This window comes from Archangium sp. (assembly GCF_057119385.1).
In genome coordinates this window covers 25,683-38,764 of sequence record NZ_DBNGVP010000034.1, presented here as the reverse complement: position 1 = coordinate 38,764, position 13,082 = coordinate 25,683, and the positions used below count along the sequence as shown (strand labels likewise).

The following is a 13,082-nucleotide window of genomic DNA, read 5'->3' as shown; positions in this document are numbered from 1 at the left end:
CTCGGAGGTCTGGCCCGGCGGTGGGCCAATTCCCGGGATTCGGGTATAACCGCCGCAGAGGCGCCATGGGGATGAGCAACGAGCTGAAGGCTGCGGTTCTCGACGTCGATGGAACGCTCTACCCGGGAGCCCTGGGCGTCGAGCTGCTGCGGGCCCTGATGGCCGCGGGGGTCTGCCACCGCACCCGGGCCGAGGGTGTGTTCGAGGTCCTCCGCCAGTACAAGCAGGGGCTCATCGACTTCTCCACCATGGCCAGCCGCGCCTATCCCCTCTATGCCCAGGCCCTCGAGGGCGCCCGGTGTGACACCGTCGACGCGCTGGCCCGCAAGGTGTGGGAGCAGGAGCGCCACAAGCTCTTCGGCTTCGTGCGGCCCCTGGTCGGCCTGCTGCGGGAGGCGGGCTACTGGAGTGTCATCATCTCGGGAAGCCCCCAGGAGATGATTCAGTGCGTCGCCGACGAGCTCGGCATCTCCCAGGCGTGCGGCGCCCTGTTCACCCGCCGCGAGGGCCACTACACGGGAGCCGTGGACCTGTCCTCGGGCGCCCTGGGCGAGAAGCGCCGGATCTTCGACGCGGTGACGCGCGGGCAGGACGTGCGCCTGGAGCGGTGCTTCGCCCTGGGTGATTCGATCACCGACTCAGCCCTCTTCGAGCGCCTGGGCCTGCCCCTGGCCTTCGAGCCCGAGCCCGCCCTACGGGTGCTCGCCCAGCGGCGCGGCTGGGCCGTGGCCACCCGGGAGGATGTGCTCGAGCGCGCCCGGATGTTGCTCGCGGCGCCCGCTCCCGAGTCCCCGCCCCGGGGCTGACCTCCCACTCGACCTCTCAGGTATGCCGGGCCGCTCCCAGCGTGCCTGTCGCCACGCGTCCGCCTTCGTCGCGGCCAGCCCTTGGCGCTCGGCTTCGTCAGGGCTGGGTGCGTCAGGACCCATCTCTCCCGCATGAATTTTGCCGCACGGTCCTTTTTCGTCGCGCGGCCGGGAGCCATTCATGCCGTAAAGGCTCTCAATTCCTGGCCTTTTCAAAACATTGATCCGAGGCCGTGCTCATTTCTCAATGTGTGAGGTCGTCACTGAGTAGAAAGTGACTCAAGAGGGTTGCTCCATACCCTTTTCTGGTTTATTGAAATTATCCAGTCACATTGTCGCCGAGCAGCCGCGCTCCCGCTTCGATAGGGCCTCCCGATGCGCACCTCCCCGTACATGAATGTCCCCGCGTTTGAGAGTGGCCGGCCGGCACAGCGCCCCTGGGCGCGCGGGGCCGTGGTCGCGAGGGAGCAGCTCCGGGAGTACCTGGAGACGCAGGTGGGGGAGGACGGGTGTGTGCGGGGCCAGTGTGAGAGCCGCATCCTGGAGTCCGTGCTGAGCCTGCACCTGCTGGAGCAGCTGGGCCTGTTCTCGGAGGTGCGGGAGCGGATCGAAGGCTACCTGCGAGCCCAGTGCATCGACGAGCGGGAGGATCCCCTGCACGCGGTGCTGCGCCGGCATGCGCTGGGGGAGAGCACGCCCCAGGACGCGGAGGCGGTCCGGGCGTACCTGGCGCGCTTCGATCACTTCACCAACCGGCGCAAGCGGATGATGTTCAGCGTGCTCATGGCGGAGCTGGGGCTGGCGCCGTTCGACTCCGTGCTCACGCCGGAGGACTTCGCGAGCAGTGGTGAGGAGAAGTACCAGAGCTGGGCGACCGTGACGGTGGCCTCGCTGCGCATCCTCCATGCGGTGGGGAGCGGCTACCCCGAGTGGATCCGCGCCGAGGACGTGGAGCTGCTGACGGCCACCCAGAGCACGGAGGGGGCCTGGGAGAAGCACCTGCTGGCCAACATCCTCGCGTTGCTGGCGCTGCGTCACTTCCCGCGGCGCGGCGAGTCGGTCCAGAACGGCATCGCCCTGCTGGTCTCGGTGCAGAACGCGGATGGTGGCATTCCCTTCATCACCGGGATGGAGATCTTCTGCACGGCCACGGCGGGGCTGGCGCTGGTGGAGGCGGGGGCCAGGAAGTCCTTGCTGTACCGCATGGCGGACTACCTCGTGGGCGAGCAGCAGCCGGATGGGGGCTGGGCCTACGCCGAGGACGTGCACCAGACGGACGTGGACGACACGGCGTACTGCCTGGAGTTCCTGCGGGCCCTGGATCCGGAGCGCCATGCCCACGCCATCTCCCAGGCCGAGGCGTACCTGGTGGACATGCAGGGCGGTGACGGGGGCTTCCCGACGTTCGTCGCGGGGAGCAAGTCGGAGGTCGCCATGACGGCGGGCGCGCTCAACGCCCTGGCGCCCAACCGCGAGCAGCACGCCGAGCTCATCACGCAGGGCATTCGCTACATCGTCACCCACCAGAAGGCGGATGGGAGCTTCGAGCGGAGCTGGAGCCTGAGCGAGACGAACGCCATCTTCCGCGCCCTGCTGGCGATGCGGCTGCTGCCGGAGAGCGCCTCCGGGCTGCGGATGATGGTGGAGCTCGCCGAGGAGTACTCCCTGGACTACCTGCGGCGCTCGCAGAACGTGGACGGCGGTTGGGGGCAGCGGGCCGGCGACGCCAGCGATCCCATCAGCACGTCATACGCGCTGATTGCCCTCAGCCACTTCGACGAGCCCGCCCCGATCCAGCGCGGCGTGAGGTACCTCGTCCGCCAGCAGCAGGCGGATGGCCGGTTCCTGTCCATTCCGGATCAGGCGGGCCCGCGGCCCATCGCGTACAACGTCCCGGTCCTCTCCGACATCTTCGCCCTGCTGGCGCTCGATCACGTGCTGGCCGCGCGCCCGGTGGTGGCCATGCCTGCCTGGAAGGTGGCCACGGGCCGCTACCCCACCATGAGCCTGGAGGCCTGCTAAGAGCGCTTGCGTGGGACGCGGGAGGATGCAGCATTGGGGCATGACCACACTGCGAGACCGAGTCGAGAACGCTGAACTGCTGGCCAAGGTCGTTCCGGTCGAGGAAGCGGTGAAGCACGTCACCGATGGCAACACGGTGGCCATCAGCGGCTTCACCAAGTCGGGAGAGCCGAAGACCTTCTTCCCGGCGCTCGCCAGGCACCTGGCCCGGACGGCGCCCGAGGCCCGGATCACCCTGCTGAGCGGTGCCTCGCTCTCGGATGACGTCGAGGGCCCCATGGCCCCCTTCATCCGCAAGCGCGGGCCGTACATGTCCTCGGCCGTGTCGCGCAAGCTCATCCACTCGGGCGAGATGGACTTCACCGACGTCCACCTGTCCGCCTTCGCGCGCAACCTGATGTACGGCTTCTACGGGGAGATCGACGTCGCCGTCGTCGAGGTGTCGCGCATCCGCGAGGACGGCAGTGTCGTCCTGTCCTCGTCGGTGGGCGTCTCCGCCGAGGCACTGGCCCGGGCGCGGAAGATCATCCTCGAGGTGAACACCGCGTCGCCGGACTACACGGGCTTCCACGACATCGTCCTGCCCGCCGTGCACCCCAAGGTGGGCTGGCCGCTGCCGCTGGTGAACGTGCGCGACCGAATCGGCACCCCCTACGTCGAGTTCGACCGCAGCAAGGTGGTGGCCGTCGTCGAGTCCGTCACGCCCGACCACCCGGTGCCCTTCAAGGCCGCGAGCGACACGGACCGCCGCATCGCGCAGAACGTGATCGACTTCCTCATGCAGTGCCGCCAGCAGTTCGGCTGGGGCAAGCGCCTGCCTCCCATCCAGTCCGGCGTGGGCAACGTGGCCAACGCCATCATCGGCGAGCTCTACGCGTCCCCGTTCCAGAAGATCCGTTTCTGGACCGAGGTCTTCCAGGACGGAATGCTGCGCTACGTGGAGGACGACGCGAAGTTCGAGAACGCGTCGGCCACGGCGGTGTCCTTCTCGGCCGAGGGGCGCCGGCGCTTCATGGAGCTGTTCGAGCGCTGCCGCGACAAGCTGGTGCTGCGGCCCATGTGGCTGTCCAACAGCCCGGAGATCATCTCGCGGCTGTTCGTCATCGCGATGAACACGCCCATCGAGGTGGACATCTACGGGCACGTGAACTCCACGCACATCGACGGCTCGCGCATCGTCAACGGGCTGGGGGGCTCGGGAGACTTCTTCCGCAATGCCTACCTGAGCATCGTGCACACGCCGTCCACGCGGCCCCTGAAGGATGGGCGCGTCGTGAGCTGCGTGATGCCGTACGTGCGGCACATCGACCACACGGAGCACGACATCAAGTGCGTGGTCACCGAGCACGGCTACGCGCTCAACATGGACATCCGCTCGCCCAAGCGGCGCGCGGTGGACATCATCGAGAAGTGCGCGCACCCGCACTTCCGCCCACTGCTGCACGCCTACCTGGACATGGCGGGCGCGGGTGACGAGCCCCGGCCCACCGACATGAAGGCCCTGGAGGGCTGGTGGCGGGACTACGACGCGGCCTGCCGCGACTTCCCCAAGGGCGGCTGAGCCCTCAGGCTCCGACCTCCTTCGCGCGCTCGCGCACCTCCGCGGCGAACAGTTCCGCCGCGGGCGTGCGGGGCGCGCCCTTGCGCCACAGGAGCGCCGCCAGCTCGGATCGCGGCGCGGGGGCGAGCCGCTTCACCACCAGGCGCTCGGCATCGGCCAGCCGGGGCTCGGGGAGCACGGTGATGGCGAGCCCCGCGCGCACGATGGCGAGCACGGTGGCCACCGCGTTCGATTCCAGCGCGATGTTCGGCGTGAACCGCATGGCGTCGAACCAGACGTCCACACGCGCGCGCACGCGCAGCCCCGGCGAGAGCAGCGCGAATGGCTCGTCCTTCAGCTGCCGCAAGGCCACGGATTCCGCTCCCGCCAGCGGGTGCCCCTTCGCGACGAAGAGCGCGAGCCGGCTGTCGAAGAGGGGCTCGGCGTCGAGGTCCGGTGAGCGCGCGGGTGCATACCCCAGCCCCACGTCCAGCTTGCCTTCCGAGAGCCGCCGCTCCAGCCGACGTACGACCGCCTCCTCGGCGCTCAGCGCGAGGCCCGGGTGCCTGCGCAGCACGGCCGTCAGGGCGGGGACCACGACTCCTCGCATGCTGGGCGGGTAGCCCACGCGCAGTGCACCCGTGGTGAGTCCGCGCAGCGCGCTCACCGCCACCCGGCCCGCGTCCACGTCCTCCAGGGCCCGCGAGGCGTAGGTGCGGAACAGTTCCCCCGCCTGTGTCAGCCGGACGCCACTGCGCGCGCGCTCGAAGAGCGGTGAGCCGAGCTCCTCCTCCAGTTGGCGGATCTGCTGCGACAGCGTGGGCTGCGAGACGTGGATGCGCCGCGCGGCACGTCCGAAGTGCAGCGTCTCGGCGACGGCGGAGAAGTAGCGGAGGTGACGGAGCTCCATTCCTCCATCATAGGCAATGCCTATCGGCTCCATGGGAACAAACGAATGTACGAATCGAGGGCCGCGGGTAGATCTTGTCGCGTACCGGAGGAGAGAGCCCATGAAGGCATCGGATCTGTTCGTCAAAGCCCTCGAAGCGGAGGGCGTGCGCTGCGTCTTTGGACTTCCCGGCGAGGAGAACCTCGACCTGCTCGAGTCGGCGTGCCCGCCGACGAGCCGCTGAGCGCGGAGGAGGCCTTCGGTCCGGTCGTGCTGCTCCAGCCCTTCGGCTCCTTCGATGACGCGCTGCGCGAGGTGAACGCCGGACGCTACGGGCTTCAGGCGGGTGTCTTCACGAACGACCTGTCGCGGGCGATGCGGGCGTGGGACGAGCTGGAGGTGGGGGGCGTCGTCGTGGGAGACGTGCCGAGCTTCCGTGTCGACACGATGCCCTACGGCGGCGTGAAGGGCTCGGGACTGGGGCGCGAGGGCGTGAAGTACGCCATCGAGGACATGACCGAGCCGCGGTTGCTCGTGCTGCGCCAGGGCTGAGGGCCTGGAGATCCTCGGGGGGCCGTGGGCGTGTAACATACGCGCCCCTCCTTCCCCGAGGTTCTCGAATGAACCGTTTCACCCGAATCGCGGTCCTGTCGTTGGGATTGTTCCTCGCCCTGCCGGGCCCGGCCCACGCCGAGGGGCTCTCCACCATCCCCTATGGGGACAACTGCTGGGGCACCGGCACGGATGCCGACCGCGATGGTCTCAACGACGACTGTGAGTACCAGGTCGCCTTCTGGTTCATGCCCCTCTTCTGGTTCGACAGCGGCGAGAGCGGCTTCGCCCGGCGCCCGTACTACGCCGTGAAGAGCACCAGCTTCTCCACCCGCACGCTCCAGGTGTTCTACATGGACACCTTCTTCGAGGACTCCGGGGTCACCACCGGCCACGACGGAGACCCCGAGTTCCAGATCCTCGAGGTCCATTACTCCGGCGGCAAGTGGTACCTCGACTGGGCCTACCTGTCCGCCCATCGCAAGAGCAGCTGTGACTCGTCCGCCTGGTACTCGTATGGACAGCTCGAGTACGACACGGCCATCGACTCGCGCAATTCCTCTCGCGGCTGGCCCACGCTCTACGTCGCTGAAGACAAACACGCCACCTACAACAACCTGAGCACCTGTGACAGTGGTTGCTTCCTCCAGGACTATTGCAGCCGCACGACCTATCAGTATCTCGATACCGCCACCTCCAACCGGCTCGTCTCCCGGAACGTGGGCTCCACCACGGTGCAGCTCATCAACTCCGTCACCCTCAACGGCGCCACCGAGCGGCTGCTCGATGATGTGGAGTTCAAGGGCTGGGATGATCAGTGGTACCGGCCCAACTCGCAGGGCTACCGCCGCCACCTGAACGACTTCGGCTTCTAGTCCTCCGTGTCCAACGCCCCCGTGCCCCCCGGAACCCCCGAGCGTCCCGCGGCCAGGGCGCGTGCTCGCGTCGTCGTGGGTCTCGCCGCCACGGCGCTGCTGCTCGCGCTCGTCGTGGCGGTGTGGCCCCGGCCCGTCAGCGAGGCGCCGTCTCCGCCTCCCGCTGTCCCCGAGCGCCGTCTCCCCGCCCCGGAGGTCCCACCTCCAGCGCCTCCCGCTCCGTCACCACCGCCGCCCGTGCCACCCGTGCCCGCGTCCCTGGCGGCCTCGGGTGAGGCGCTCTCCGCGGCCCTCAACGAGGAGCGCGTGTCGTTGACGTCCAGTGTGGTGATCGACGGAATCGACACGGACCGTCCGTGGGTGTGCGCGGGCGAATCCATCCACCTGTCCGCCCGTCTCGGAGGGGAGCCCGAGCCCGGCGCGGTCTACCGCTGGGTCTGGCCGGTGGCCGGCAGCGGCGCCGAGCTGCATCCCGGGCCCGCGCTCCCATGGCGGGCGCCGGAGACGGCCGGCACGTACCGGGTGCGCTTCCAGGTCTGCAAGGACCTCGGCGGACGGCGCGTGGGCGTGCTGGCCGAGCGGGAAGTGGAGCTCGACGTGCGCCGGTGCGGCGAGCAGCAGGCCCAGCGCAACGAGCCCCTGCGCATCTCGGTGGTCCAGCGAGGGCAGGGGAGCTTCGCGTTCGAGGCCCTCTACCAGGGCAGTGCGCGCATCACGGCATACGCGTGGGATTTCGGGGATGGCACCACCTCCACCACCTCCGAGCCCCGCGCCGAGCACGCCTATTCCCTCGAGGCGCTCGGCCCCCAGGAGATCAAGAGCTTCCCCGTGCGGCTCCAGGCCCGGCTCGACCGGGGTGGGCCCCTGGAGGCCACGGCGTTCGCGCTCACGCGTGGGCAGCCTCCCTCCGAGCCTCCTCCCGTCGAGCTGCGCGTCTCCCGCTGGCGCCCGCTTCCCGAGGGCGGCTGGCGCAGCGACGTGGTCATCCGCGTCCCGGAAGGGAAGCGCGTCACCTGGGAGCGGCTCGAGCGCATCTCCCTCCACTGGGACGGTCAGGCGGATACCTCCATGCGTCCCTGGCGCGAGGTGCTCCAGGTGGAGGAGGAGCTCGGCAACGGGGGGTTCCGCGGCTACGTGACGGTGCGCGCCTCCGAGGCCCCGCCGGAGATCAAACAGCTCCTGGATCAGCTGTATGGCCATGACGCAGCGGGCCAGGAGGTGGCCGTCTCCTGGAGCCCCTTCAAGCGCGAGCCCTCGCCGGAGACTCCCCGCGCCGCGGAGCCTCCACCCCGGAAGTAGCAGCCAATGGCAGACGGTCATCCGACATCCACCGCATGTCTGCTATTGAACAGGCGGTGGATTGTGTGGACAGGAAATGGGGCGTCAGACGTCTCATTAAAATGAAACAGGTAGACTTCTATTTCCAAGCAACAGGGGGAAAGCGATGCGTCTTCGTACGGTGTCGTGGATGGCCGTGTCCGCTGTGTCCATGTCCGTGCTGTTGGGGTGCCCGGCCGTGACTCTTCCCAAGCCGCCTCCGCTGCCGCCCGAGGCGCCTTGCCCCACCGCCTCCGTGGAGTCCATGGCTCGCGAGGGGAAGTTCATCGCCGCCGTCCGGCCCGTGCAGGGCGAGTACATCGTCGTCCTCAAGGCGCCTCCCGAGGGGGAGAAGGGCCTCGCCCCCGCCATGGCCGCGGAGAGCCTCTCGGCGCGCTACGGCGGCAGCTCCTTCCTCACGTACGAGCACGCGCTGCGGGGCTTCGCCACCCGGATGACCCCGGAGCAGGCCCGGGCCATGTCCGCCGACCCCTCGGTGGCGTACGTGGAGGAGAACGGGGTGATGCGCGCCATCGGTGAGCGCCAGCCCGAGGCCACCTGGGGCATCGACCGGGTCGATCAGCGCGACCTACCCCTGGACCAGACCTACCTCTACAGCGCCAGCGGCAAGGGCGTGAACGCCTACATCATCGACACCGGCATCCGTGTCTCGCACGCCGAGTTCGGCGGGCGCGCGCGGGCCGTCTTCGACGCCTTCTCGGATGGCCAGAAGGGCAATGACTGCAATGGCCATGGCACGCACGTGGCCGCCACCGTGGGGGGCCAGGTCTACGGGGTCGCCAAGAGCGTCCAGCTCCACGCGGTGCGCGTGCTCAACTGCAGCGGCTCCGGCTCGACCTCCGGGGTGATCGCCGGCGTGGACTGGGTGACCAGGAACCGGCAGCTCCCCGCCGTGGCCAACATGAGCCTCGGCGGTGGCAAGAGCGATGCGCTCGACGAGGCCGTGGCCAAGGCCATCGCCTCGGGCGTCACCTTCGTCGTCGCGGCGGGCAACGAGAACCAGGATGCCTGCGCGCGCTCTCCGGCCCGCAGCCCCAACGCCATCACCGTGGGCGCCACCACCACGTCCGACAAGCGCGCCTCCTTCTCCAACTGGGGCGCCTGCGTGGATGTCTTCGCTCCGGGTGACAACATCACCTCGGCGTGGATCTCCGATGACTCCGCCACCCGCCCCCTCAGTGGGACGTCCATGGCCTCGCCCCACGTCGCGGGGCTCGCCGCGCTCTTCCTGGAGCGCAACCCCGGTGCCGCTCCCAACGCCGTCACCTCCGTGCTCGTCGACAACTCCACGCCCGGCAAGGTGGCCGATGCCGGCAGGTGCTCGCCCAACCGGCTGATGTTCTCCGGCTTCCTCGGCGATCCCACCCTGATGAAGAACCGCACGGCCGAGGACGCGAAGTAGGCGGGCGTCTTCCGTCACGAGCCGGTGAACGGCGCCCGGCTCGCCGGGCCCGCGGAACGGGAGGGCTCCTCCTTCCGCGGGCCTGGAGCCCCGGAGATGGTTTGAGCTGAAAAACTTGAGTGGTGGCCCGGGTGGAGGTGGGCCCGTCCACCGGAGCCACCGTCAACCCGCGCACCAAGCGGGGCCCGCGCGGCCTGGCGCTGCACGATGTCTCCGGCTCGCTCTACGTCGTCAACCCAAGCTGTCCGGCAACGGCACCGCCTCGTGCGCCTCGTGCCACATCGACGCGGACCACCCCTCTGGACGAACTGACTCCCACGGGTTTGGAAGCCGCCGCTCCGGGGCCCTCATGAGGCCGGGTGGGCTACTGGGCCTGCTGGGGCTGGGTGGCCTTCAGGGCCGCGTGGATCTTCTCGCGCAGGGCCTGCTTGCGCTCCCGGAGCTGCTGCTTCTGCTCCTCGGTGAACTGGCCCCCGCTGGCCTGGAGCTGCACCTGGGCATCGGCGCGGAGCTGCCGGGCCTCGGCGAGGAACGCGTCCGCCTGCTGCTGCGTGAGGCGGCCGCGCTCGACGGCGCGGGTGAGCCGGCGCTCCATGCGCTCGAGCTTGCGGAGCATCCGCTCGTCCCTGTTCTTGTGCTTGTGCTTTCCAGGGTGCCCCTCCTGGCCGGTGGGAGCGGCGGGCTCCTGGGCGAGCACGGGAGCGGAGAACAGCAGCGAGGCAACGGTGGCGGACAGGGCGAGCTTCAGGCGCATGGCGGACTCTCCTTCGAGGGGACGCGCCGGGACGGCATCCCGGCGTCATCTGTCCGGAGAAACCCCGGAGCCCGAGCAAGGTTAAATCCCGGCTCAGGAGCGCTTGCGCCGGGCCGTGGGCTCGAAGGGCGCGGCGTCGATGCGCACGCCCACATACGAGGGGAAGCGCGGCACGCCGTCGTTGGAGAGCTCCTGGTAGCGGAAGGTGATGAGGGTGCCCACCGGCGGCGGGTTCTCCCGCTCCTGGTCCGAGAGGCCGGTGCCCACGGAGAAGCGGGTGCCGTCGCGCAACTCCACCTCGAGCGCGCCCAGCCGGCCCTTGTGCCTGCCCGCGCCCGCCGTGTGCCCCACCACGCGCGCCTCGTCGTCCTTGAAGCTCTTCACCTTCAGCAGCGTGTGCGAGCGGCCCGCCTCGTAGCGCGAGCCCGGCTTGCGCAGCATGAGCCCCTCGCCGCCCAGGCCCTCCACGCGCGCCAGCTCCTCGCGCAGGTGCGCCACGCTCTTGCAGGTCTGGTGCTCCAGCCACTCGGCGTACGGAGGCGCCACGTCCTCCACGTACCGCTGGCAGTACGCGAGCCGCTCCTCGAAGGGCGCCTCCAGCCTCGGCGCGTCGAAGATGACGAAGGCCAGCTCCTTCCAGTCATCGCTCCGGTCCTGCCGCCGCACGATGCTCACCGTGCGCTGGAACTTCTTGCGCCCGCCGAACAGCTCGCCGTCGAGCGGATGGTCGGGCAGCTTCGCGGTGAACCAGTCGGGCGCGAGGAACGGATTGCCCTGGCGCGAGTAGAACTGCTTGCCGTCCCACCAGGCCCGCACGCCGTCGAGCTTCTCGCTCATCCACCAGCCGGTGAGATCGACGTCGTTCTCCCACGAGTGGGCCAGCAGCAACGCGGGGGCGGTGGCTTCGCCGGACTCCGCGCCCACGACCGTGTTCGCGCCGGACTTGGGACGGACGTTGCGCGCCGGCTTCGCCGCGGCACTGGAGTCCGAGCCGCCCACGCGGGCGTCCTCCGCCGCATCCCCCCGGACCTTGCGCAGGTGCTTGCACGTCCGCCGCTCGATGGGGATGGACTGGTTGCGCCACGCAGGGCACGAGCACGAGTACACACCACCGGTGTTCTTCAGGATGTACGGCTTGGAGCCAGAGCCCTGCACCTCGACCTGGGCGCCGTCCGCGATGTCCGCCACGAGTCCCTCCCTTGATGCGCCGCGGTTGTCTCGCGGCGACGAGGGGAATCGTATCCGGTGGGTCTGGCAGGTGCGGAGGACCTCTCAGGGCAGGTCGGTGGGATGACTTCCGAGGAAAGGAGAGGGGATTCAGCCCTCCCGGGCGGGCACCTCGTAGAGGTAGATGGGCGTGCGGTACAGGTCGTCGACGACGAGCGTGCGCAGGGGCTTCCACCCACGGAGCGCGAAGGTGTGACTGAGGATGCGGGTGCCGGGAGCGAGCTCCTGGGACAGCCTGGGCGCCAGGCGGCTCATGGCTCCGGGGTAGAGGTAGCAGACGATGGCCGAGGCCTCCGCGAAGGGGGCCCGGAAGAAGTCCTCGCGCACGAGCCGGAGGTTGGGGCGCGGGGCGAGCCGCTGGCGCAGGCGCGAGAAGGCGTATGGGAGCGGGGACAGCTCGAAGGCCACGATGCGGGCCCGAGGGCAGTGGTCCGCCAGCGCGAAGGCCAGCGTGCCCCAGCCGGAGCCCAGCTCCAGCAGCGTGCCCTCCAGCTCCGTGGGCAGCAGGGAGAGCACCTGGCGGCGCACCTTCCCCGAGGTGGGCATGGGGGAGATGCCCGTCTTCAGCGTGTGGAAGACGATGGACAGCATCCCCGCCAGGAGCAGGGCCAGCAGGAGCAGGAAGAGGAGGACGCCTTTCATGGGGCCTTCCCCGCGTCGTTTTGAGCGGGGCACACGTCCGGCGGAGAGCCCTCGAGGCGGCAGTACTGGGCCAGGGACTCACAGTACCTGCTCATCCCCTGGGCACAGGCCTCGCCCCATCGCCTGGCGAGGACCCTCATGTCCTGGTCCGTCTCCGCCACCTCGCGCTGCTCGGGTGAGAGCTCCTGCCATTGCGCCTCGTTGATCGCCTGGAGCGCCTGGGCCCGCTGCCGGAGCCGGGCCACGGCCCCCACGTCCCCGAGCCCCTCGGCGATGTCCGCGGCGAGGGTGCAGTACTTGGGGGGAATGCCCTGGGGCGCCAGCATCCGCTCGCAGATGCGCTCCAGACAGGGCCGGACGGCGGTGTAGAAGCCCAGCTCGGTGCTGGGGCTCCAGGGGCGCTCGGACCAGGGCACGGCGACCTCGGGACATGCCAGACGGTAGGAGCGGGTCACCGTCGCCATTCCGGGCTCTCCCCTGATCAGCGGCAGGATCTCCTGACACATCGGCGAGAGCTCGCGGCTCAAGGAGGAGCCGCCCGCGTCGGCGCCAGCCGGGGGCGCGCACAGCCGGCTCATGCACTCCATGCTGATGAGCTGCCGGGCCAACTGGGAGGGCTGCTCGGCCTGGCCCCAACTGATGGCGGCGAAGCGTGGGCAGAGCTGCTCCACCTGGGCCCGGAACTGCTCCTTCGACACGCCTGGGGGCTCCAGGGGGGCACGGCCCTGGGCTCCTGGGGAGGGCGGCTGGACGGGTGGGGGAGAGGGAGGCCGGGAGGCCCACACGCCGAGCACGATCAGCACCAGGATTCCGCCGACCAGCAGCAGCGGGAGCCACGACGAGGGCCGCTTCGGTGCTGGAGGGGGAGGCCGCGACCTGGACCGGGCGGCGAACGCGAGGGGCAGCAGCAACAGCAGGGTGGACAGCCACGAAGCGGAGTCAGCCGGAATCTTGAGCACGGCGGGAGTGTATGCCCTGGAGAAGGGCGTGTGTCCGAGAGAGAAATCGTCCACGCATGCCCAGCCGGGCGGGCAC

12 protein-coding genes and 1 pseudogene are annotated in these 13,082 nt (G+C 69.7%); 8 read left to right on the top strand and 5 right to left on the bottom strand.

Annotation, left to right across the window (positions count from 1 at the left end; genetic code table 11):
• The first annotated feature begins 71 nt into the window (after positions 1-71).
• The 3 genes from AC16DP_RS08980 (at position 72) to AC16DP_RS08970 (ending at position 4,389) form a co-directional block, all read left to right on the top strand.
• Positions 72-806 carry an HAD family hydrolase gene (locus AC16DP_RS08980; protein ID WP_329731743.1) on the top strand — a complete coding sequence of 245 codons (735 nt, stop codon included), beginning with the start codon at positions 72-74 and terminating at the stop codon, positions 804-806.
• Positions 807-1,181: 375 nt separating this feature from the next.
• Positions 1,182-2,828, top strand: coding sequence for a prenyltransferase/squalene oxidase repeat-containing protein (locus AC16DP_RS08975; RefSeq protein ID WP_329731742.1), 1,647 nt, complete (start codon positions 1,182-1,184; stop codon positions 2,826-2,828).
• 40 nt (positions 2,829-2,868) lie between these two features.
• Entirely contained in the window at positions 2,869-4,389 is a 1,521-nt protein-coding gene (locus tag AC16DP_RS08970; protein ID WP_329731741.1) for an acetyl-CoA hydrolase/transferase C-terminal domain-containing protein, read from the top strand.
• A gap of 4 nt (positions 4,390-4,393) precedes the next feature.
• Here AC16DP_RS08970 and AC16DP_RS08965 read toward each other — a convergent pair whose 3' ends face one another.
• The gene (locus AC16DP_RS08965) at positions 4,394-5,278 is read right to left on the bottom strand and encodes a LysR substrate-binding domain-containing protein (RefSeq protein ID WP_329731740.1); all 885 of its coding nucleotides are present in this window, start codon (positions 5,276-5,278) and stop codon (positions 4,394-4,396) included.
• Positions 5,279-5,378: 100 nt separating this feature from the next.
• Between AC16DP_RS08965 and AC16DP_RS08960 the strand changes: the two are divergent.
• From AC16DP_RS08960 to AC16DP_RS08940, 5 genes and pseudogenes are all read left to right on the top strand, one after another.
• A pseudogene (locus tag AC16DP_RS08960) lies at positions 5,379-5,477 on the top strand (thiamine pyrophosphate-binding protein); the annotation flags it as partial.
• A 2-nt stretch (positions 5,478-5,479) separates the two neighbouring features.
• Positions 5,480-5,809: an aldehyde dehydrogenase family protein gene (locus AC16DP_RS08955; RefSeq protein WP_329731763.1), complete on the top strand. Its 330-nt coding sequence runs from the start codon at positions 5,480-5,482 to the stop codon at positions 5,807-5,809.
• Positions 5,810-5,877: 68 nt separating this feature from the next.
• Positions 5,878-6,684, top strand: coding sequence for a hypothetical protein (locus tag AC16DP_RS08950; protein ID WP_329731739.1), 807 nt, complete (start codon positions 5,878-5,880; stop codon positions 6,682-6,684).
• Between the two features lie 6 nt (positions 6,685-6,690).
• Positions 6,691-7,983 (top strand): PKD domain-containing protein, encoded by a 1,293-nt coding sequence (locus AC16DP_RS08945; RefSeq protein WP_329731738.1) that lies wholly within the window; start codon positions 6,691-6,693, stop codon positions 7,981-7,983.
• A 145-nt stretch (positions 7,984-8,128) separates the two neighbouring features.
• Positions 8,129-9,424 (top strand): S8 family peptidase, encoded by a 1,296-nt coding sequence (locus AC16DP_RS08940; protein ID WP_329731737.1) that lies wholly within the window; start codon positions 8,129-8,131, stop codon positions 9,422-9,424.
• 364 nt (positions 9,425-9,788) lie between these two features.
• Here AC16DP_RS08940 and AC16DP_RS08935 read toward each other — a convergent pair whose 3' ends face one another.
• The 4 genes from AC16DP_RS08935 to AC16DP_RS08920 all read right to left on the bottom strand — a co-directional run bounded on the left by AC16DP_RS08935 (position 9,789) and on the right by AC16DP_RS08920 (position 13,060).
• Positions 9,789-10,178 (bottom strand): DUF6076 domain-containing protein, encoded by a 390-nt coding sequence (locus AC16DP_RS08935; RefSeq protein ID WP_329731736.1) that lies wholly within the window; start codon positions 10,176-10,178, stop codon positions 9,789-9,791.
• Positions 10,179-10,271: 93 nt separating this feature from the next.
• Complete coding sequence (locus tag AC16DP_RS08930) at positions 10,272-11,366, bottom strand: DNA ligase (RefSeq protein WP_329731735.1); 1,095 nt, start codon at positions 11,364-11,366, stop codon at positions 10,272-10,274.
• Positions 11,367-11,495: 129 nt separating this feature from the next.
• Positions 11,496-12,047: a class I SAM-dependent methyltransferase gene (locus tag AC16DP_RS08925; RefSeq protein ID WP_329731734.1), complete on the bottom strand. Its 552-nt coding sequence runs from the start codon at positions 12,045-12,047 to the stop codon at positions 11,496-11,498.
• On the bottom strand, positions 12,044-13,060 hold the full coding sequence (locus AC16DP_RS08920) for a hypothetical protein (RefSeq protein ID WP_329731733.1): 1,017 nt from the start codon (positions 13,058-13,060) through the stop codon (positions 12,044-12,046). The genes AC16DP_RS08925 and AC16DP_RS08920 overlap by 4 nt, the downstream gene beginning before the upstream one ends.
• Positions 13,061-13,082 lie beyond the last annotated feature (22 nt).

Coding starts and splice junctions, on each gene's coding strand:
- AC16DP_RS08965 (WP_329731740.1), bottom strand. CDS start 5,278: ATGGAGCTCCGTCACCTCCGCTACTTCTCCGCCGTCGCCGAGACGCTG.
- AC16DP_RS08975 (WP_329731742.1), top strand. CDS start 1,182: ATGCGCACCTCCCCGTACATGAATGTCCCCGCGTTTGAGAGTGGCCGG.
- AC16DP_RS08935 (WP_329731736.1), bottom strand. CDS start 10,178: ATGCGCCTGAAGCTCGCCCTGTCCGCCACCGTTGCCTCGCTGCTGTTC.
- AC16DP_RS08950 (WP_329731739.1), top strand. CDS start 5,878: ATGAACCGTTTCACCCGAATCGCGGTCCTGTCGTTGGGATTGTTCCTC.
- AC16DP_RS08970 (WP_329731741.1), top strand. CDS start 2,869: ATGACCACACTGCGAGACCGAGTCGAGAACGCTGAACTGCTGGCCAAG.
- AC16DP_RS08925 (WP_329731734.1), bottom strand. CDS start 12,047: ATGAAAGGCGTCCTCCTCTTCCTGCTCCTGCTGGCCCTGCTCCTGGCG.
- AC16DP_RS08980 (WP_329731743.1), top strand. CDS start 72: ATGAGCAACGAGCTGAAGGCTGCGGTTCTCGACGTCGATGGAACGCTC.
- AC16DP_RS08940 (WP_329731737.1), top strand. CDS start 8,129: ATGCGTCTTCGTACGGTGTCGTGGATGGCCGTGTCCGCTGTGTCCATG.